At 63.0% G+C, this 20,582-nt stretch carries 12 protein-coding genes and 2 pseudogenes; 11 read left to right on the top strand and 3 right to left on the bottom strand.

Annotated features, from left to right (window positions below; translation table 11 throughout):
• Positions 1–66: 66 nt before the first annotated feature.
• The 3 genes from RSD66_RS04160 to RSD66_RS04150 all read left to right on the top strand — a co-directional run bounded on the left by RSD66_RS04160 (position 67) and on the right by RSD66_RS04150 (position 3,829).
• Positions 67–1,179 (top strand): alpha/beta fold hydrolase, encoded by a 1,113-nt coding sequence (locus RSD66_RS04160; protein WP_415289108.1) that lies wholly within the window; start codon positions 67–69, stop codon positions 1,177–1,179.
• Between the two features lie 23 nt (positions 1,180–1,202).
• A complete protein-coding gene (locus RSD66_RS04155; protein ID WP_415289107.1) occupies positions 1,203–3,023 on the top strand; it encodes a DUF885 domain-containing protein in 1,821 nt (606 codons plus the stop codon).
• Positions 3,024–3,124: 101 nt separating this feature from the next.
• Positions 3,125–3,829 (top strand): helix-turn-helix domain-containing protein, encoded by a 705-nt coding sequence (locus RSD66_RS04150; RefSeq protein WP_415289106.1) that lies wholly within the window; start codon positions 3,125–3,127, stop codon positions 3,827–3,829.
• A gap of 62 nt (positions 3,830–3,891) precedes the next feature.
• Here the strand turns inward: RSD66_RS04150 and RSD66_RS04145 are convergent, their stop codons facing one another.
• Entirely contained in the window at positions 3,892–5,115 is a 1,224-nt protein-coding gene (locus tag RSD66_RS04145; RefSeq protein ID WP_415289105.1) for a hypothetical protein, read from the bottom strand.
• A 177-nt stretch (positions 5,116–5,292) separates the two neighbouring features.
• On the opposite strand from RSD66_RS04145, the gene RSD66_RS04140 reads away from it, so the two are divergent.
• The 4 genes from RSD66_RS04140 (at position 5,293) to RSD66_RS04125 (ending at position 11,635) form a co-directional block, all read left to right on the top strand.
• Positions 5,293–6,339, top strand: coding sequence for a Leu/Phe/Val dehydrogenase (locus RSD66_RS04140; RefSeq protein WP_415289104.1), 1,047 nt, complete (start codon positions 5,293–5,295; stop codon positions 6,337–6,339).
• Between the two features lie 9 nt (positions 6,340–6,348).
• On the top strand, positions 6,349–9,741 hold the full coding sequence (locus RSD66_RS04135) for an indolepyruvate ferredoxin oxidoreductase family protein (protein WP_415289103.1): 3,393 nt from the start codon (positions 6,349–6,351) through the stop codon (positions 9,739–9,741).
• Positions 9,742–10,444: 703 nt separating this feature from the next.
• A complete protein-coding gene (locus RSD66_RS04130) occupies positions 10,445–10,717 on the top strand; it encodes a hypothetical protein (protein WP_415289102.1) in 273 nt (90 codons plus the stop codon).
• 147 nt (positions 10,718–10,864) lie between these two features.
• Positions 10,865–11,635: a hypothetical protein gene (locus RSD66_RS04125; protein ID WP_415289101.1), complete on the top strand. Its 771-nt coding sequence runs from the start codon at positions 10,865–10,867 to the stop codon at positions 11,633–11,635.
• Positions 11,636–11,684: 49 nt separating this feature from the next.
• On the opposite strand, the pseudogene RSD66_RS04120 reads toward RSD66_RS04125, so the two are convergent.
• Positions 11,685–11,870, bottom strand: a pseudogene (locus RSD66_RS04120) (arsenical resistance protein ArsH); the annotation flags it as partial.
• 3 nt (positions 11,871–11,873) lie between these two features.
• Between RSD66_RS04120 and RSD66_RS04115 the strand changes: the two are divergent.
• Positions 11,874–12,323 (top strand): annotated as a pseudogene (locus RSD66_RS04115) (NAD(P)H-dependent oxidoreductase); the annotation flags it as partial.
• Positions 12,324–12,469: 146 nt separating this feature from the next.
• Positions 12,470–14,185 (top strand): hypothetical protein, encoded by a 1,716-nt coding sequence (locus RSD66_RS04110; RefSeq protein WP_415289100.1) that lies wholly within the window; start codon positions 12,470–12,472, stop codon positions 14,183–14,185.
• Positions 14,186–14,243: 58 nt separating this feature from the next.
• Here RSD66_RS04110 and RSD66_RS04105 read toward each other — a convergent pair whose 3' ends face one another.
• Positions 14,244–15,110, bottom strand: coding sequence for an RES family NAD+ phosphorylase (locus tag RSD66_RS04105; RefSeq protein WP_415289099.1), 867 nt, complete (start codon positions 15,108–15,110; stop codon positions 14,244–14,246).
• Between the two features lie 204 nt (positions 15,111–15,314).
• On the opposite strand from RSD66_RS04105, the gene RSD66_RS04100 reads away from it, so the two are divergent.
• A complete protein-coding gene (locus tag RSD66_RS04100; protein WP_415289098.1) occupies positions 15,315–19,376 on the top strand; it encodes a hypothetical protein in 4,062 nt (1,353 codons plus the stop codon).
• On the top strand, positions 19,373–20,500 hold the full coding sequence (locus RSD66_RS04095) for a hypothetical protein (protein WP_415289097.1): 1,128 nt from the start codon (positions 19,373–19,375) through the stop codon (positions 20,498–20,500). Before RSD66_RS04100 ends, RSD66_RS04095 begins: the two co-directional genes overlap by 4 nt.
• Positions 20,501–20,582: the final 82 nt, after the last annotated feature.

Below are 20,582 nucleotides of genomic sequence, written 5' to 3'. Positions count from 1 at the left end.
AGAAGTCCTCAGGAAACAGCCATGTCAAAAGTCCCCGCCTGGCCCATCGCCGCCCTTCTGTGCCTCATGGCCGCGGGACCGGCCGCCGCCTATCAGGAGGAGGCCCCCGACGGAGCGATCGCGGCCGCCCCCTCCCCGCGCGCCGTCATTCGTGAAGCGCGCGCTATCCAACAGCCTCGCGGCGTCGAAGAACTGCGGGAGGTCGAAATCGGGGGGATCAAGCAGTGGATCTCGATCCGGGGACGCGACCGTCGCAATCCTATCCTGCTGTTCATTCACGGCGGCCCGGCCTCTGCGGAGATGCCCGCGAGTTGGCTGTATCAAAGCCCATGGGAGGACTATTTCACCGTGGTCCAATGGGACCAGCGCGGCGCCGGCAAGACGGCGGCGGCGAATGATCCCGCGCTTGTCACCCCCACCATCACCATCGAGCAAATGACCGCCGACGGCGAGGAACTGGTCGCCCTGCTTCGGGAGACGTTCAGCAAGGACAAGATCTTCGTTCTCGGCCACTCCTGGGGGACCGTCATCGGGCTGAGCATCGCCCAACGTCACCCCGAATGGCTGCACGCCTATATCGGGATGGGCCAGGTGATCAACGGCCAGGAGAACGAGCGCATCGGCTACGCCTTCGCTCAAGGCGAAGCCCGTCGACGCGAGGACGCCCAGGCCCTCTCGGAGCTAGCCGCGATCGCGCCCTATCCGGCCGCCGACGGCGCTGTGACATTCGAGCAGATCCTGGCCCAGCGCAAATGGGTTATCGGCTACGGCGGCCTCACCTGGGGCCGCTCCGATTTCACCTATGAGCAAAACGCCAGGTTGCTGTCGCCCGAATACACCGATGCGGATCTCGCTGCGGATCAATATGTCGGCGCGTCGCTGGTCCAACTGCTTCCCGGCCTCACCCGACTGGATTTCGGCGACGTGAGACGACTCGATTGCCCGATCTTCCTCTTCAACGGCCGACACGACTATGCGACGCCCTCATCGATCTCGGCCGCCTGGCTCGAAACCGTCAGCGCGCCGCAAAAGCAGATCTTCTGGTTCGAACACTCAGCCCACATGATGCAGTTCGAGCAGCCGGGCAAAGTCTTCATGCATCTGGTTCGCGACATCCGGCCGATCGCCGAACGGGCGGGCGATGTCGCGCCCGAAGACAAACCCGGTGTCGGCGAATGAGGGCGCACCCTGCGCGGCGAGACGTGCTGGCCGGTCTGGCGGCGACGGCCTGCCTGCCGACCTTAGCCGCCAAAGCCGACGGCTCGGGCTCCGCCACAGACCCTGCGGGGCTGACTGCGACGCTGGATGCGATCGCTGACGATATGCTGGACGTCTCTCCTGAACTCGTCACGAGCCTCGGGCTGGATACGCGGCGTCGCGCTCATCAGGCGGGCCTGCTCGACGACCGGTCGATCGCCGCCCGCGCCGAACAGAAGCGCCGCATACGCCGTCACCTCACATCGCTGGAAGGCTTTCAGCCGCAGGCCCTGTCCGCGCGCGACCGGGTGAACCTCGCCGCCGTCCGCGCCACACTCATAGCCCAGGATGCGATCGGCGCTCACTTCGGCTATGGGGCCGCAGTCGATCCGCAGCCCTATGTCGTGAGCCATCTCACCGGAGCCTATACTTCGGTCCCGGACTTCCTCGACAGCAAGCACCGCGTCTTCAACGGCGAGGACGCCGAAGCCTACCTGGCCCGGCTGGAGGGCTTTGCACGCGAGGTCGGCAACGAGAACCAGGGCATACGACACGACGCGCGGGCGGGCGTTGCGCCGCCGAGCTTCATCCTTGATCGAACCCTGACCCAGCTCAGGGCGCTGCGGGATCAATCTCCTGAAACATCGACCCTGGTCGCGTCTTTGGCGCGCAAGAGCGCCGAGGCGGGGTTGGGCGGTCGATACGCCGAAGCCGCCGCGGACATCCTGACCCAAGTGATCGTTCCGGCGTTGCAGTCCCAGGTGGAGACGCTTGAGGTCTTGCGGCCCGAAGCCTACGAAGAATCCGGGGTCTGGCGGCTTCCCGAAGGCGAGGCCTATTACAGCGCCGCTTTGGCCAGCGCCACGGGCGCGACTGACGGGCCTGAAGCCCTGCACGAGTTGGGCCTTGGTCTTGTGGCGGAACTCGGGGCGAGGCTGGATGGGATGCTTGATGCGGCGAGCTACCCCGCAGGCCCCCTCGCCGCGCGCGTCGGCGCCTTCCAGTCTGATCCGCAATATCTTTATCCCAATGACGCGGCCGGAAAATCACGCCTGCTCCAGGATCAGGCGGCGAAGCTCGCGGAGATGGCACGCAGGCTGCCTTCCATGTTCTGGACATTGCCGGAGGTTCCCGTCGAAATCCGCCCGGTCCCCGCATTTCGGGAAAGCGGCGCCCCGTTCGCCTATTATGAAGACCCCTCATTGGACGGCGCGCGGCCTGGCGCCTTTTACATCAACCTGCGGGACACGGCGGAAATCCCCAGTTGGATGATCACCACGACCACCTTTCATGAGGCCGTCCCGGGACACCACCTGCAACAGGCGATGCTCTTGGAAGGCCCTCCCCTTCCCCTAATCCGCAAGCTGCAATGGTCCACCGGCTACGGTGAAGGATGGGCGCTTTACGCCGAGCAGTTGGCGGATGAACTGGGGATGTACGACGACGACCCGTCAGGCCGGATCGGCTATGTCTGGGGCGCGCTGCTGCGCGCCGGACGGCTCGTCGCCGACACCGGCGTGCACAACCGGCGCTGGTCGCGTGATCAGGCTGTCGAATGGATGATCGAGCACGCCGCGACGCCACGCGGACTGGCTGTCAATGAAGTGGAGCGCTACTGCGTATGGCCAGGCCAGGCCTGCAGCTACATGGTCGGAAAGGCGCGCTGGCTCGCACTCCGGGAACGCGCCAGGACCGCTCTGGGCTCCGCATTCGACATTCGCGACTTCCATCGGGCCGGTCTGGCGGTAGGTGCTCCGCCCCTGTCGGTGTTCGATCAGGTGATTGATAGCCTGATCGCCGACGCTGCGCGGGCTCCTCGGCGGTGAGCGGCAGATCGCGCACTCCATTTTCTCATATAGAAATTTTCGCTATGCTGAAATAGGAGCACGCCCCAATCGAAGCGGCGCGACGGTTTATGACAGGAGTGATGATGGCGGATCATGCGGCGGGGCCAGGCGTCCTGGTCAAGCCGGGCGCTGCGCTGAAAAGACTTCGTTCGGAACGGAACTGGACGCTCGCGGAGTTGAGCCAGAAGACGGGCTTTCCAATATCGACCTTGTCGAAGATCGAAAACGGCAAGATGGAAGTTACGATCGATAAGCTTCTTCGTATCGCTGTGGCGTTCGAGATCAATATCGCCGATTTTTTCGGCACGCCGAAAAACCAGTCCGACTCCGGAGAAACCAGCCGCAGGCGAAGCATAACGCGGGCAGGCGAAGGACGAACTGTAGAGGCTGCGAATGGCCGTTTCGCCTATCAGGCCTATGACCTGCTCAACAAGACTCTGACACCCATCGTTGCAGAGATTCACGCCAGAAGCCTGGAAGAATTTGGAAGCTTCCATCGCCACAGCGGAGAAGAATATGTCTTCGTAATCGAGGGGGAGCTCGCCTTCTATTCAGACACCTATACGCCAGCCTACCTGTCCCAAGGCGACTCCATCTACTTCGACAGCAGCATGGGTCATGCCTACGTCGCCATGGGCGATGGACCCTGCAGGATCCTAACTGTATTTTCCACGTCGGAAACCGAAGCCTTGTCCCTGATCGAGGGGAATCCCGACACACCTCTTAAGGCGCAGAAGAAGCCCAAGGCGGGTCGACCTGATCACGCCCCCAGCCGCACGGAGTAGGCCGGGTTCACGCTGCGCTCTTCCACGTTGACGTGATGAGGCCAGCAACGGCGCGCGCTCGATCACGCCGCTTTAGCCTCGCGTGAACCGGTTCTCCGCGTGAGTTTCCACAGGCCCCACGTCATCAGCGGCAGGACGTAAATCAGAAGAAAGACATAGGCCAGCCAACGGTATCCGTCGGCAATGAGCGCGACGAGCCCGATCCGGTCAGCCAGGAAAACCGAGGCGGCCAACAGGGCGACCGTCACCGCAAACCGAGCTGTTTTCGTGAAGGTCTTCGCGTGCTTCCGCTCATACGCATGAGCGATGCGCTCATTGATGGCGTGCACGCCCCCCGTCCCGCTTTCCAGCAAGGCGGCGAAGATCATGCCCTGGAACAGGATCCTGAAGGCCGGCATCTCGAGTTGCGCCAGCAGGAAATCGGATGGCAGCAGTTCGGCCTGAATAGACGGGTAGAAACCTGCCATGCAGATGAAGAAGAGCAGGGCCGGGATCATAGCGAGCGGACCCGCGAGAGCACCCGCTAGAACGGCCTCTCTAGAGGAAGTCAGGTGACGGATGACAGGCAGGATCACGATGGCCCCGATGATGTTGTAGCCCGCGTACGTCAAACCACCCACGGCCCAGCCGCTGGTCGGCACAGGCGTGGAGAATGCGGTCAGGATGCGATCGCCGAAGCGGGTGAAGGCGAGAACGACGAACGCCGCATAGGTGCCGTACAGCAGGACCGACACATATTTGAACAGGCGCTCGACGGACTCATTGCCCCAGGCGGCGGCAACGGCGATCAGAGCCATCAACGCAAGAGCGCCGGCAATGGGCGGCCACCCCAGGATGGCGCTGCCTACGGCGCCCGCGGCCGCAGCGAAGACTGCGACAATGACGATGAGGGCTAGAATGTAGGCGACCTCATAGACAGGCCAGAACGGGCCGAGAAGGTTCTGGAAGAAGGTCTTGTAATCTAGGCTCCGTGTCTTGAGCGCGAATAGAAACGTCGCTGAGCAGACGATGCTCCAGATCACTGTGGAGAGCAGAATTGCATAGATTCCACCCTGGGGTCCGCTCGGGAGGAAAAAAGCGGCAAGCTCCCGGCCCGTCGCGTAGCCCCCGCCGATGACGACAGCCTTGAAGGCCAGGCCGGGCAACAGAATGCGTTGAAACCAATCCGCTTTAGAAGCCATCCGCCGCGTCCCTCGATTATGTGAGCCGGGCTCACGCGCTTCAGCATTTTCTTTTCGGTAGAAGTTAAAGAAACAATTTTCTTCATTTGCAAGCGGTCCGGTCACGCGCCTAGCGCGTAAGACCAGACCAGTCGCAGTTATATATTTGTAATTTATCAATTATATTAAAAACTCAACGTGCCGACAAAGGGCGCCGTTGTCGAAATATTTTCTATTTAGGAAAAAATGCTTTCCTTTCAGACCCTGTCGAGCGCAAGCTCGCGCAGCAATTTGGAGAGCGACATGAACATTTGGGCGTCTGCGGAATTCGACGATCACGAACAGGTCTGCTTTTTCTCACACGCTGAAACGGGACTGCGGGCCATTGTCGCCATCCACTCCACGGCGCGTGGGCCGGCCGCCGGCGGCACCCGGTTCAAACCCTATGACAGCGACGATCTGGCCCTTGACGACGCCCTGCGCCTGTCCCGCGCGATGTCGTACAAATCCGCCCTCGCTGGTCTTCCCGTCGGAGGGGGGAAGTCCGTCATCATCGGCGACCCCGCCCAGCTCAAGTCCCGAGACCTGCTCCACGCCTTCGGACGCTACATCGACAGGATCGGCCAAACCTATGCGACGGGCGAGGACGTCGGCATGAGCGTGGCGGATATTGAGACGATCAACGAAGTCACGCCCTATGTCGGGGGCACATCGACCGGCGCGGGCGATCCCGCCGTTCACACCGCTACGGGCGTCATCCATGGCCTGCGGGCCGTCCTTGAACATCAGTTCGACCGCGACAGCTTCTCGGGCTTGAAGGTCGCCATCCAGGGCCTCGGCGCCGTGGGCTGGGGGATCGCCGAGCGACTTGACGCAGCCGGAGCCAAACTGGTTGTCGCTGATGTACGCGCCGAACAGGTCGAGCGGGCCAGGGCGCAGTTCGGTGCGGTTGAATGCCCCACGGAACGGATTCACGAGGCCGAGGTCGACATCTACGCGCCCTGCGCCCTGGGAGGCGTCATTTCGGAAAGGACCGCCGCCGAAGTCCGCGCCCGGGCGGTCGCAGGCTCGGCGAATAATCAACTCACGACACCGGCCGCCGGCATCGCCCTGGCCGCCCGAGGCATCCTGTTCGCCCCGGACTATGTGATCAACGCTGGCGGCATCATCAGCGGCGCCGCAGCCACCAGCCGAATGCCGGGTCGCGCCAAGGCGAATTTCGCGCCGCTGGAGGAAGGTCTGGCGGCGATCCGGGAGCGACTGACGGAGGTATTTGAACGGTCGACCGCCGAAGGGCGGCCGCCCGAAGCCACAGCCGAGGTCATGGCTCGTGAATTGATCGGACGATAGGCGTTCATAATGCCCAACGCCGTCTCCCTAAACGACAAATACGATCTTGATGGCGCCCGCGCGCTCGTCAACGGCCGTCAGGCTCTCGTTCGTCTGATGCTCATGCAGCGCTCGCTCGACCGCCGCTCAAATCTGAATACATCCGGCTTCATCAGCGGATATCGAGGCTCGCCTCTTGGAGGATTTGACGCGGAGTTGTGGAAGGAGAGGACGGCGCTCGAAGCGAACGGGATCATCTTCCAGCCCGGCCTCAACGAAGATCTCGCCCTGACAGCAATCGCCGGCACCCAGCAAGTCGGCTTCCTTCCGGGACGCAAGGTCGATGGGGTTTTTGGCCTTTGGTATGGAAAGGGGCCCGGCGTCGACCGTTCGGGCGACGCCATCAAACACGCCAACCTGGCGGGCGTATCGCCCTCTGGCGGCATCGTGCTGGCGTTCGGCGACGACCATGCTGGAAAATCGTCCACCACAGCGCACCAGAGCGATCTCACCCTAGCCAGTTGGGACGTTCCGATTCTGTATCCCAGTTCCGTTTCGGAAATCCTGGAATATGGTCTCGCCGCTTTCGCGATGTCGCGTTTCTCGGGCGCCATGGTCGGACTCAAGCTGGTCAATGAGACGGCCGAAGCGACCGAGACAGTCCAGTTCTCCGACCCGCCCGGCTTCGTCCTGCCGGACGTTGCCTCAGACGAAGACGTCCATATCCGTCCCGAAGTGCGTGCGATGCAGGCGCAGGAGGCGCGTCTGGTGCGGCGCAAGCTGCCGCGCGCACAAGCCTTTGCAAGGGCGAACAGCCTCGACCGCATCAGATTCGGGTCCACAAGGCCCCGGTTTGTCATCGCGACAGCCGGAAAAGCCTATGCCGACGTGCTGGCCGCCCTGGCTATGCTTGGAATTTCCGAAGAGCTCGCCCAGCAACTCGGCATAGGCGTGTACAAGATCGCGCTGATTTTTCCTCTGGAGCCGACAGCGCTCGAAGCGCTGTCGGAAACAGCAACCGAGATTTTCTTCGTTGAGGAAAAGCGTGCTCACGCCGAGGTCCAGGCCCGCGCGCTGCTTTACAACTACGACCTACGGCCGCGCTTGACTGGAAAGACCGACATAGACGGCTCCCCCCTCCTCCCTGCGGACGCGCCGCTTGATGCCGCGACCATCGTCGCCCATCTGGCGACGCGGTTGAAGGCGACGATTCCAGAGATTCGTCACGTTGTGGTTGATTTCGACGAGATTCCCAGCGAACGCAGCGTCAAACTGCCGATTAGGTCTTCGCCCCCCCCCGTGGCGGTGCGCAGACCAGCCTTCTGCCCTGGTTGTCCGCACAATCTGTCCACGAAGGTGCCTGACGGCTCCTTCGGCGCGACGGGCATCGGCTGCCACGGCATGGTGCTCTTCCATGCTGACCGAAACCCGATTCCGATGGGACACATGGGCGCCGAAGGCGCCAACTGGATCGGACTGTCGCCCTATACGGAAACACCCCATATTTTCCAGAATCTGGGAGACGGCACCTATAGCCACTCTGGGTCTCTGGCGATCCGCGCAGCGGTGAACGCCGGCGTGAACATCACCTATAAAATCCTGTTCAACGACGCCGTAGCGATGACGGGGGGCCAACCCGTGGAGGGCGAACTGACGGTTGGACGGATCGTCCAGCAGGTTGTCGCAGAGGGTGTGGCGCGGGTCATCGTCGTGGCCGAAGATCCGGGCCGCTTCGCCGCCGATCCCTTGCCTGCAGGGACTGAGCTTCGGCGCCGCGACGACATGTCGGCGGTCCAGGAGGCGATGCGCGCGCAGACCGGCGTCAGCGTCATCATCTACGATCAGGTCTGCGCTGCGGAAAAACGCCGCCGACGCAAGATTGATGCCTACCCTGATCCGGATCGGCGGATATTCATAAACGCCGCCGTCTGTGAAGGTTGCGGCGACTGTTCTGTGCAATCCAACTGCCTCGCGGTCCAACCGCTTGAAACCGAACTTGGTCGCAAGCGGCGCATCGATCAGTCTGCCTGCAACAAGGACTTTTCTTGCATCAAGGGATTCTGCCCATCCTTCGTCGTGGTTGAAGGCGCGCGCGTTCGCAGGAGCGCAACTCCAGGCGCTTCACCCGAGCTGCCCTCCCCTACGCTTCGACACATCGGCGAAGGCTTTGACATGCTGATCGCCGGCGTCGGCGGCACGGGGGTCATCACGGCAAGCGCGATCATCGGCATGGCGGGCCGGATCGAGGGTCTTGGCGTGAGTCTCTATGACATGACGGGCCTCAGCCAGAAGGGCGGCGCCGTATTCAGTCATATCCGGCTACGCCCTGGGGCAGACGCCATCGTGCCCGCGCGGATCGGCGTTGGCGAAGCCGATCTCATCCTAGCCTGCGACCTCATAGCGGCGGTCCAATCCGAGTCCGCCGACACCGCCCTACCCGGCCGAACCTGCGTCGTGGGTAACAGCGAGACCGCCGCCACCGCGGACTTTCAGCTCAATCGAGATCTACAGGTTCCAGGCCAGGCCTTGCGCGACAAGCTGGCGGCCATGGCCGGCGCGGAGCCAGACCTCCTAGCCGCGACATCCCTCGCGGAAAGCCTGCTCGGGGACTCGATCGGGGCTAATATTCTCTTGCTGGGCTATGCTTGGCAAAAGGGGGCCATCCCTCTGAAGCAGGCGTCGATAGAAGAGGCGATACGGCTCAACGGGCGGGCGGCGGCGTCTAATCTTCGGGCCTTCCATGCGGGTCGAATGATTGCCGACCAGGAGGCCGCCGTGCCACCGGCTGCGCCGACCCTGTCCGAGTTCATACAGGCGCGCGGTGGGGATCTCGCGGCCTATTGGAACGCGCGCTATGCTGAAAAATACCTATCTTTGATGGCTCGAGTTCTCGCGGCCGCGGCGCCCATCGAAGGCGGCGAGTCTTTCGCTTGGGCCGTTGCTCGTTCCGCCTATCGATTGATGGCCTACAAGGATGAGTACGAAGTCGCTCGACTGTACTCCGATGGCCGTTTCCGAGTGGCTCTGGATCAGGAGTTTGAAAACCGGACGTCCCTCAGAGTCCTGCTTTCTCCCCCAGTATTCGCACGACTGGATCCGACGACAGGTCGGCCGAAGAAGATCAGCCTCGGTGGATGGATACTGCCTGTCTTTGGCGTTCTCGCGCGCTTCAAGGGGCTTAGAGAGGGGCCGTTGGACATCTTCGGGCGCACCGAGGAACGGCGGCTGGAAAGGCAGCTCCGCGACCACTTCCTGGCCCGCGTCGAACAGATTTCAGAAAGCCTGAGCCCCGCATCATTGCTTGAGTCCATCGCTTGGGCCGAGGCGCCATTGCAAGTCCGCGGATTTGGTCACGTGAAGACGCCGGCCGCCGAAGCGTTGCTTGAACGCCTGCGATCAGAAGGCGGACCCGCAGGGCGATAGGCGCCGCTTGGTTAGAGAAGCTGGCACGTGAGCTTGCTACACGTGAACTAGGCTGTATCGCTGAGGTTGAGCAACGGCGGCAGTGGGCAACTCCGCCCCCTGCCGCCAAGACTACCATGGGATGCGGCCGTCCGGCGCGACGAGAAGACCGCTCTTTTCGGGTTCATTGTGGCGTAGCTGGTCAGATCCGCCTTCACGGACTCGAGCCTGACCGCGTTCACCCTGGGGACATGTAGCTTCAGCACTTGCACCGTCGTCAGTCCGCGGTGAAGTCCGTTCATTCCCAGGCCATGCCGGTGATCCTGACTGAGCCGGAAGAGATCGAGACGTGGATGAACGCCCCTTGGGAGATTGCGCGAGAGCTTCAGCGGGCACTGCCCGATGGCGCGCTTGTCTCCCTATGAGTTCTGAACCAGCTAACGAGCACGGCATCCTGCTCGGGTGCTCTGCCGTGATAGTGGCGGCCGCGACGCTCAATTTGCTGATCCGCCCAACCCTTGCCGCGAGATAGGGGGCGAGAGGGTCGTGGTAGCCGACGTTCGCCCAAGAGACTTGGCCTGGGCCTTTGATGAAGCGACAAAGGCCGCCCATCCGGCCCTAACCGCTTTCCTCGAAACGCCGGACGGCGCCATCACTCTGGCAGCGCTTGTCGCTATGGTGGCGATCTTCGCCCTATGGGCATGGCAGAGAAGAGCGTTCGCTGATGAGGCCTGACCAACTGAACCACACCCTCGACGCCATGGCCGAAGCCGCTGGCGGCAATCCCAACCTCATGCCCGGCCTGATCACGGTCGAGAGCGGTCACTGGGTGAATGTGCTGTCAGCCGTTCGCGCAACCTGCACAGCCCTTCACGACGGCCTGCGCCATCGAGACATTGTGATCCACGTCGGATCCCAACAGGAAACGAAGGTGCTTATGCGGGCGGAGGCAGGAGAGCGCGGCGCGCCGTATCGTGATCTGGCGCCGAGAGCCTGAAAGCCACAAGCGGCGGTTTCGCAATATCCGCTAAGGGTGGGAAGCGGGGGGAAACGGCTCCAGCTCTGCACTTGCGGGTTTAAATATTTGTAACGCGGGATGTGCGCGGTTGTCCGTTTATGCCTATCGGCAGGATAGGGGGACATAATGACGAAGGCTGAGGCTACACCGAAATCGAGTGCGTTTATTAGATGGATGGGACGATCAGGATCTGTTCTGGTTGGGAGCCATGTCGATGGCGTTCGCGCGATTGTCAGCCTTCCTCTTCTTTTCGCGCTCCTGATTGGCTGGGAGTTCGTCCAACACATCATCGAGGTTCGGCTCGGCTTTTACGATAGTCCAGAAGCAGCCCGCGCCGTCGTGAATGACGCCTCTCGCATGGTCTTTGGCTGGATCAAGATGGCCTCGGTCTATGTCGGAGGCTTCTTTGTAATCCGCTACCTCTGGCGACGGGATCGAGGTGCCGCGATCTCGCCTCTGGTCCCTGCCTTCCTGCGTTACCTCCCCTATATCGTGTATTCATTGACCCTATTCGGGTTGGTGTTTTACGCGCCGCAGATCGTGCCTGCTGCGCACGCCAACACGCTGAGAGCCGTGGTCGGTTTGGGCCAGGTGATCATTGAACCCATGTTGATGTTCTGGATCGTCGCAGCGGCGACTGACGGAGCAGTGAAGACACCGCTAGGGTCGGCGCGGATGATGGGTTGGCTCTATTTCTGGGCCTTCGTGCTCTATTTTGTTGCCCGGTTACCGGTAAACCTCCTGCACCAGTTTCTCAACCGGTACGCGATGGGCCAATCCGATATCGTGCTGTGGGCGCTGCTTGCGTTCGATGCTCTCGTGGTCGGCATGATTATCGCTGTCGTTCCGGCGATTTATGTCAGGATCGTAACGGCCATCCGAACCGCTCGCTCTTAAGCGGCCAAGTGCCGCGTTTGCAGCGTGGTCTGCGCGGCCGCTCTTGGCGCTATGCAGACCCGGTTGCGATCGCGGACAGGTCATTGGCTGCGTCGATCGGCATGCCCGACGCCTTTCGTTCGGAGTAGCGATCCACCAACTGCCCGGCATGGGCGCGGGTCAGGACAGTGAACCGCACCAGTTCCTCCATCACGTCGACAATACGGTCGTAGTAGCTGGACGGCTTCATGCGGCCGTGTGGTCGGAGGGCATGGTCTGGAGCAGCCCAGAGCGCCACGGCCAGATTTCCGGGATCATGAAACTCCAGATCGACCATTTGCCGCTCAGCATGGGCGGCATGCGCCCGACCCAGGGCCGCACCCTGGCGGTCATGCAGGTCTTCGGCGGCTCGCAAAGCTTCAACGCGGTCAACACCCTGCGCCTGCTGGGCCGCTGGATGCGGATGATCACCATCCCCAACCAGTCTAGCGTCGCCAAGGCCTTTATGGAGTTCGACGAGAATGGCCGGATGAAGCCGTCCAGCTACTACGACCGTATCGTCGACGTGATGGAGGAACTGGTGCGTTTCACCGTTCTTACCCGTGCCCACTCTGGTCAGTTGGTGGACCGCTATTCCGAGCGGAAGGCATCGGGCACGCCGATCGACGCAGCCAATGACCTGTCCGCGATCGCAATCAGGTCGGCATAGCGCCATAGGCGGACATTCATCCTTCGGCGTAGAGCAGACATCCGCGTGGCGGCCGGCCGAGGTCAGCCGACCCATTGCGGACCAACGCAACTATGGCCTGAATCACCTGTAGAGCGTAGGGAGCGAGCTTTCGAGGGCGCGCGCGAATGGCCGAAGCGGACAGAGAGGCGTTGATCGCGTTCGAGGTCGAGGCTGACGCCCGGATCGAGGCGCTGCCTATCGGCGAACTTCCCGTACGCGCGTTCTGGACCTTTTATCATTGCACCGTCTTTCTGCTGCTCCATGGCGGAGAATTCAGGGAACGCGGTGCTTGGGTGACCGGCGACACCCTAGCGGGCCGGATGAGTTATCTGCTTCCATGGCTGCGCAACCGTCCCACCGAGCCGATCGGTGCAAACGGCAATGACGCGTTCGCGGCCGTGACCGACTATCCGGGCTCTGCCCGCCAGATAGCAGACCTCAGCCTGTACGCGCATTTCTGCGAACTGATGCCGGACGTTCACCGCCGACTGCTGGACGTCGAACGAAGCGCGGAGCGCGCTTTCCGCCTAGTCCACCCCGATGCGGCGCAAGCCCGCGCGGAGGCCACCGACATCCTCGTCAGCGAACTGGCCCTCAACCAGAATCCGCTGCCCGAAAATCGCCGGCCGGACGAGGAGGCCTTCACCCTCGCGCGCGACGCGCCGCACTGGGACATGGCCGTCCTTGTTCGCTTGGTCCGCAACCTCGCGGTCCAGTATCAGGCGGGCATGGTCGAGCATCCGCTGGTAACGGATGAGGGCGTGATGGCGGTCTTCGGATTCGATAGCCCGGCCTACCGGGAGGTCCAGGCCGCCCTGTTCGCCTTCGCCGACGCCATTCAACAGGTCGGCACGATCCTCTGCATCTGGGCCGTCGAGGATGGCCAGGAGGATCATGAGGTCATGAGCGAGGCGCTCGAATGGATGTCGGTCTATTGGCAGGGCGACGTTCTGATCGACATCGTCGCCGCTGTCGCCGGCGTAGATCGCGACGCGGTCAGTCGCTTCGTCGACGCCTTCACGCTCGATTACGACCAGCCGGCACCTGGATGGGAAGGCGGCGAGGGCTATTCCCCGCCCTTCATCCGGCTGGCTGGTTCGCGGCTCTTTTCGCCGGATTTCATCAAGCGCTTCGCCCACGCCCGAAACGCTCTGGTCATGCTGGATCGGAACAACGACCCGAGGTTCGACAATCTGATCTCCAGAGATCTCGAACCCGTGTTGCTGCAAGAGATGCGCGAAGAGCTCGAGAACCTCGCCAACCTGACGATCGTTCAGAATTTCAACTATGATCTGGGCGAACTCGACTTGGTGATCGTTGCGCCGGACGAGACCCACGTCGTGATCGTCGAAGCCAAGGCCCCGCTGCCGCCTCAAGGTGTGCGGGCCACCGCCAGGTTGGCGGGAAGGATGCGAGAAGGTGTCCGGCAAATCGCCCGGTTCCATGCTCTGCCGCGCGCGCGTCAGCTGGAGTACCTACGTCGGGCGACCGGCCTCGCGCTCCTCGACCCGGAGATCGAATTCTGGTTGGCTGGCCGGGCCTGTTTCGGTGCCCGGGAGGTGTGGCTGCCCGATGCTTTGGCGCGCCCCGTGACCCTGCCCTTGCTCAGGCTGGCGGTGCGAGAACTGAACGATGATCCGCTCTCTCTCGCCCAACTCGGCCCGAGGCTGGCAGCTCTCCTTGAGGAAATGCTCCAGGATCTGAACTGGCGCTGGGAGCACGCCCCCATCGTTCTGTTTGAGCAGGCGCTGGAAACGCCGCAGCTTCTCTACGATCGCGACCGGGCCGCGGCTTGGCGCATTCGCGCCGGAGGCCCGCCCGGCAGAGGGGCCGCCGTCTAATGATGGCGAGGCGTCATTGCCCTGACTTTCCGATCCGACGCGCTCGCTCCTGCCTACGCTAGGTCGTCGGACCCCATGGCGGGTCGAGGTCGAGCGTTTTTTCAGGGTTGTCCACCGGCGCCCAGCGCAGGTCGCCTTTGGAGTAGATCCCGTCGACGCCTTGAGTGTCGCTGAATTTGTAGAAGCCCATGCCCAGGTGGTGCGCTTGACCGTAGCGAACCGAGCCGACCCGCCAGTTGTTCCAGAAGCCCTGAGTCCGGACCACGAAGTTGGTCGCCCCAAGTTGCCGCACGCTGGGGTAGGCCACGGCGGTGACGACCGGGAGCTTTTCGAAGACGCTGAGCGCCACTTGGGACGAAACCTCGTAGTCATTGTGTCCGACCAAACATTGTCGGAGGAAGGCGTCGGTGATGAGCAGGGAGCGTGCCTCGTCTGGCTTGCAAGCGTTCAACATCCCTGTGATGACCTCCGAGTGGTCGCCCGTGAAGGTCCCGCGCCCCGTCCGGTGAATCCGAATCAACTCGCCTATAGGCGCAATGCGTACCGAGCAGCCGGGACGGATCAGGAAGTCGGCGACGACGGCCAAGTCGTCGCCGACACGGGCCTCCTGAAGCGCGGTGTCTTGGCGATCGGCCAGATAGAGGACGTCATAGCCAGCGGGGTTGGCACGTCCGAGCGACGCCGGCGCGTCCTTGCGCCAGATCAGTTCGTCGACGGTCGAAGGCTGCTCTCCCGCCTTCAGGCGGCGCGCGCGCCGATAGCGCCACCCCGGCCCCCAGTCGACATTGGTGGTTGGATGAATGCGGACGAGGCGGTCGATGGTCGCCTTCTTGTCAGTCGTCGGCAGGGCGTCGAAGCCGACTATTATAGACTTGAGCTCGTCGAGCGGGAGGGGTGGTTGGAATTCGGTGATGGTGGGCGGCATCCGAGGAACTTGGGGTGGGGACCGCCGTGCGACAATGGGAGACGAAGGCACTGAAATCCTGTTGAGGCCTTGGAAGGGGACTAGGACATAAATCTAGACTGGCGACACCAAAGGTCGCCTGGAAACTCCACATGACGCCGAATAGCCCAAGGCGTTCATCTCTTTTCCAGCGGCTGCCCTTGTGGGCTTGCGCGTGGCGCGCGAATGACCAACTTTCGTCGCCGATCGCTGCAACGAAGGGCGACGGGGGGGCGTGCATTGAGCGAAGGCGGACTGACGGAAACCGCGGACCTTGGCGAGGTCGGATCGGGCGGGGCCGCGCTCGCTGGCTATGACTACCAGATCGACGTCTCGATCTGGCTTGCTCTCGACCTGATGCTCGCGCGCCGACTGACTGACAAGGTCATTCTGGAGCCAGTAAGCCAGGAAGATCTCGAGGCGACACTCCAAGACCATGAACCTGGCGCCGTCGCGACCCGCACCACGATGGACGGCTATGAGTTGATCGTGCAGGCCAAGCGCCGTGAGGGCGACGCCTGGACCATCGCAGCCCTCAAGCGACTGCTGACCCACGGCAGCGACAATCGCAAATCGGCTGCAGAACGCCTGAAGACGCCGCGCGCCCAGTATCTCCTCGTCACCAGCGCCTGGCTGAACGGCCGTACGCGAGACCTGAACGTCAGGCGGGCCGGTACGCTCCTCAAACCCGCGAGCCTATCCCTTTCCCTCGCCAAGGTTCTCCCGACGGGCGCCGCGGGGCGTGTGGCGATCATCGGGGGCATGGATGACGAGAAGCTGATCAATGAGATCAAACGCCTCCTGACCGAACGGCTGGGCGTGCCCTACGCAGAGTGGATCCCCTGTTTGCGCGAGCTGCGCGAAGCGGCGCGTGTGCGTATCCGTGGTGGCGACGGCGGCGAATGGCGGCGACCCGACGTGGAAGCGGTGATCGCCCGACATGAAGGCTATCTCGCCGCCGACGCCCTGATGGACACCTACGTCCACCCGACGAACTGGTCTGAGCTCAAGGACCGCATGAACGACCGCCATGCCGCGCTGATCATCGGACAGTCCGGCACGGGAAAGACCGAAGCGACGAAGAAGCTCTACGAAGAGCTACGCGCCGAAATCCCGGGCTTGAAGCGCGTACCGATCCGCCTGGGGCCGGGCCAGATTCGCGACGACACGACTCCGAGTCCGGTCTTGTACGACATCGAGGATCCTTGGGGGCGGGTCGATTTCGACCCTGACAAGCGACCTTGGAATGATCAGCTGGCAGGCTTCTTCAGCAGTGCGTCAGGCCAGCGGATGATCATCGCCACCACTCGTCGCGACGTGATCCATACAGCCGGCGCGCTCAAGGCCATGACCGGCTGGCTGTTCAATCTGGAGGCCGAGCATTATGGGCCCGCGGAACGCTCGCGCCTGTATCGGGCGCGTATCGAACAGCTCCCGCACGATTTACAGACGCTGGCGACACGGAACGAGCAGCGGGTTCTTTCCGAACTGGCAACCCCGCTCGAGATTCAGAAGTTCTTCGACGCCCTTCGCGAACTCGACCGCCGCGACCCCAACGCCAGGAACAGGCTTGTAACCGCTGCAATCGGCCAAGCCCATGAAGACGCCATCGAACGAACGGTCGCCGGCCAGATCGAACAGCGCAAGGATGTACGTGCCGCGGCCGTCCTATGGGGCCTGATGAAGGCGGCGGATCGCATGTCGCTGCGCCACCTGTCGACGATCGAGGCGGCGATGGCGGATCGGGATCCAGCGTTCGAGCGGGGTGTTCAGCCTCTTGTCGACGCCTTTGTCGCGGCGCGCAATCTGCGTCTCGGGGATGGGGTGACAAGCTACTACCACCCCCGTGTCGAAGCCGGCGTCGAGCTGGCCTTGATGGACGCCAGGCTGGTGGCAAGATCGGCGATGAAAGCCTTGGTCTCAACCCTTGTGTCGGCCGACAGCCCCGACCCCGAATGGGGCGCGGGCGCGGCGGCCCGGATCATCGCCGCAGTCCGTTTGAAAGGCGCGCTATCCTTCAAGCCGACGGATACTGCAGCCGCGAAAATCGACGGCTGGCTCACTCGCGCGCTGGTCGACCCCGGGGCCGATCTGACGGCGAACCTGCGCCTAGCGGCCTCGGCGGGTTCAGCCGAATGCAATGCAGCGGAGCTCGCCCGCCACCTGCTGCACCGGCCCAACAAGGAGTTCGGCTTCTTTCACCAGTGGGAGCGGCCGGTCCATGATGCGGCTTGGTATAATCGCCTGAAGATCGATCCGACAGTTACCACGATCACGCGCCGCTTCGTGCGCGAGATGCTGCCCCATACGCAGGATCGATACCCAAGTGGCCTGCATGACGAGCTGTCGAAGTTCAGCGACGATCTGACGGCGGACTTCATGGCCGCGGCGGCGGAGGTGGTCCACTGGGGCCATATTCCCAATGACGACGCAATCGCGGCGGGGGCGCTCCAAGATCTCGAGGGTTTCGAGACGATCATCGACACAGCCGTCGCGGTGAGCACACCGACTGATGCGCAGCGTCGTCAATGGGCCGAGGAGAGCCTCGACATCGATAACGGCGTCTACAGCGACGACTATTCCGAACATCTGATGGACAATGACGACGGGCTTACGGCCCGCGAGATGATCGACGCCTACATCCACCGGGTTCGGGAGACGAAGGGTTGGCGTTATCTCAGCCAACATCGACATGCCGAGGCGCTCCGGAGCCGCTGGCTGGGCGCTGTCGGACGAGAGGTCAAGCAAAGCGAGCTGGACGACGAAGAAGTCGCGGGCTTGTTCTCGGCTGCGGCCGGCACGAGCGATGAGGATCGCTTCTGGCATATCGCCCGGCATGCTTGGGACGAACGGTTCCGCGAGCACCTGATCGCGCGTCTGCGCCAGGGCCATGACGACCCCGACATCCCGCAGTCGGCCCTGGCCTGCCTGATCGCGATCGATCCTGAGGCGCTCGGGCCACTCGCCCAGACTTTGATTGCGGAAGGCAGGTCGGGTCGCTTGGTCGCGATCGCCCTAGACCTTGGGGGCATGAGCGAGCGCAACAATCATCTTCCATTCGGACCGGAGCCCAAGGAAACCCACGGCGCGGCCGTATCGCGCGCGCTCGCCGCCCTGCCGCCGGCCTATGCGGCGTTTGCCGACGCGGCGATCGCCATCCGCGCCGACGAACCTGCGGTCCTACCGCCGGAGAGCCTCGCCATCCTCGCTGGCGTGAGCGACGGCGAATTGGCAGTCAGGATCTTCAAGGTCTCAGCGTCCGACCATTATGATCTGCCGGTCGAAGACGACATCCGCTGGGTTCTCACAAAGGCTGTCCGCGATCAGCATGCTGTGACGGCGATAGAGGCGGCCATTCGTTTCGGGATGACGTCGGAGATCGATGCGGCGATCGATCACCGTTTCGCCCGTGTCGGCGCCAAGGCGCTCTCGGTGATCGGATCTGCTGCTCCGGTTCCGCTGCCCAACCGGTTCCTCGCCAAGGCCGAGGAGCGCTCCAGTTTCATCAAGCGGGCCTTGGTCGCGCTGCTGGCCGCGCGTCCTGATCCTGGCCACGTTGAAACCCTGGTTCGACTGACGGGAGACCAATGGACTTCGGACAGCCGAAACCATGACGCAAACGAGGACTATCCAATCGCCCAGGCGGCGGTGGATGGGCTCGCCCTCTATCCTTCTCTCGATGTAGCCGTGCTCGAACGGATCTATCAGCTCGCCATCGGTTCACCGGACCCTCGCCTTCGCACCAAGGTTTTTGATATCGTCGCGGCGGTCGACGACGAGTGGCGCGAACGTCTTTTCAAGCTCGCTAACAATCCCGGACGAGGTGATGTGCGGCGCGCGGCCGCCCACGCGCTTCTCGAGGCCCACGAGGTGGTGTCGTCGACGTTCGCCGCGCGCATTACGGGTGAGGTGCTCAGGATCCGCGGCGCGGGGATCGCCGCGCGCCTGGCCATCCTGTTCGCGCTGTGCGTCGAGCGCGAACTTGTGCTCGAAATGGCCCGCTCGCTCGCGGGCAATCGCCGACGTCGGGTCCTGCTGCTGCTCTTCATTCTTGCGCTAAAATACCGTGAAGACGCCGATGCCATCGATGGGGTGGCCGAACTCCTTCCTGCCGGTCACATCGGCGTCGAGCTTGCGCGCGGCGCGATAGCAGGTCCAATCGAAGCCGCCGCGATTGCCGATTTGGGCGAGGCGACGATCCGCGAGGAAGTGCTCGGCTGGCTCAACCCCGTTCCCGAACGCAAATGACTGCGCCGCCCGCCCCTCCATTCGATCTCCTCCAGCTGTATGCGCGGTTCGGCGCGCGCCAGAAGCTCGAGCTGGGCGATCCGCTGGCGCGGGCAGCGTTCGGCGTCCATGTCGGCGAGGCGCTCGAGCGCGCGCTCAATCTCCCGGCTCTTCTGCAAGGGCAGAGGGTTGAGGCCATGTTCGAGGCGCTCACGATCGCGCTCGGCGGCTGCAAGCTGATCAAGGCTGAAGACGGCGGCAAGATCTGGCCCGATCAGGGTTATCGCGCGCCCGACTTCAGGCTTGTGCTCAATGACGGCCGCCAGTGGCTCGTGGAGGTGAAGAACGTCTATCGCCCCGAGCCGTCTGACCAGCGCCGCAAGCTCATGACCGCCGCCTATCGCCGCGAAATGGAGGCCTATGCCGCGGCGACCGGGGCCGAGCTCAAGCTGGCCGTTTACTGGGCGCGATGGTCGATCTGGACGCTGGTCTCGCCCTCCCGCCTCGTCGGCGCGGACGATGACCTCGTACTGGACATGATGTCGGCGATGACCGTCAGCGAACTTTCCGCGCTGGGCGACGAAACGGTCGGAACACGGGCGCCACTGCGTCTTCGCCTGATCACCGATCCGAAGCGCACCTCGTCGATCGACGCGGACGGTAAGATCCACGGGGGCTTCGTCCGGGGCCACTTCTTCAGCGAGGATCGCGAACTTGTCGATGCGGACGATAAGGCGATGGCGTCAATATTCATGAGCTACGGCCAATGGTCGGTCAACGGACCACACCCAATCTTCAACGGCGACCGGCTTGAGGCGGTCGATTTCATCGCCACCCCAGAGGAGGCAAGCGATCAGGGCTTCGACATGGTCGGAACGCTCAGCCGAATGTTCGCCCGCTATTATGCGGAGCACACGTTGGATCATCAGACGGTAGTGCATCTGCTTGCCCCACCGCAGCCGGAAATCTTCGCGGCTTTCAGGCGGGAGCGCGAGGCAGGCAAAGTCCTGCCCTTGTGGCGCTTCCGCCTACAGCCGAACTTCGAGGCCTTCGGCGGGGGCAACTCCGATCAGAAGGGCGTTCAGTCCGGTGAGCCAGAGGTTGGGGGATCGGCGACGTTGCCTGTTTCCACCTCCAGCATTTAGGTCCGCACGGCGCTTCGCAGCCTCTACTTGGCCCACAATTTCGTAGGCTGCTGTCGAGAAAATGCGAAAGAAATCAGCGCAA

Origin of the sequence: Brevundimonas sp. S1H14 (assembly GCF_047716865.1) — a bacterium.
Lineage (GTDB): Bacteria > Pseudomonadota > Alphaproteobacteria > Caulobacterales > Caulobacteraceae > Brevundimonas > Brevundimonas naejangsanensis.
The sequence above is the reverse complement of the archived record's forward strand: the minus strand, read 5'-3'. Positions and strand labels throughout refer to the sequence as shown.

What these genes read in the sequence shown, in the direction of transcription:
- RSD66_RS04135 (WP_415289103.1), top strand. Translation starts at nt 6,349, where the DNA reads ATGCCCAACGCCGTCTCCCTAAACGACAAATACGATCTTGATGGCGCC.
- RSD66_RS04125 (WP_415289101.1), top strand. Translation starts at nt 10,865, where the DNA reads ATGACGAAGGCTGAGGCTACACCGAAATCGAGTGCGTTTATTAGATGG.
- RSD66_RS04095 (WP_415289097.1), top strand. Translation starts at nt 19,373, where the DNA reads ATGACTGCGCCGCCCGCCCCTCCATTCGATCTCCTCCAGCTGTATGCG.
- RSD66_RS04150 (WP_415289106.1), top strand. Translation starts at nt 3,125, where the DNA reads ATGATGGCGGATCATGCGGCGGGGCCAGGCGTCCTGGTCAAGCCGGGC.
- RSD66_RS04140 (WP_415289104.1), top strand. Translation starts at nt 5,293, where the DNA reads ATGAACATTTGGGCGTCTGCGGAATTCGACGATCACGAACAGGTCTGC.
- RSD66_RS04100 (WP_415289098.1), top strand. Translation starts at nt 15,315, where the DNA reads ATGACCAACTTTCGTCGCCGATCGCTGCAACGAAGGGCGACGGGGGGG.
- RSD66_RS04110 (WP_415289100.1), top strand. Translation starts at nt 12,470, where the DNA reads ATGGCCGAAGCGGACAGAGAGGCGTTGATCGCGTTCGAGGTCGAGGCT.
- RSD66_RS04105 (WP_415289099.1), bottom strand. Translation starts at nt 15,110, where the DNA reads ATGCCGCCCACCATCACCGAATTCCAACCACCCCTCCCGCTCGACGAG.
- RSD66_RS04160 (WP_415289108.1), top strand. Translation starts at nt 67, where the DNA reads ATGGCCGCGGGACCGGCCGCCGCCTATCAGGAGGAGGCCCCCGACGGA.
- RSD66_RS04130 (WP_415289102.1), top strand. Translation starts at nt 10,445, where the DNA reads ATGAGGCCTGACCAACTGAACCACACCCTCGACGCCATGGCCGAAGCC.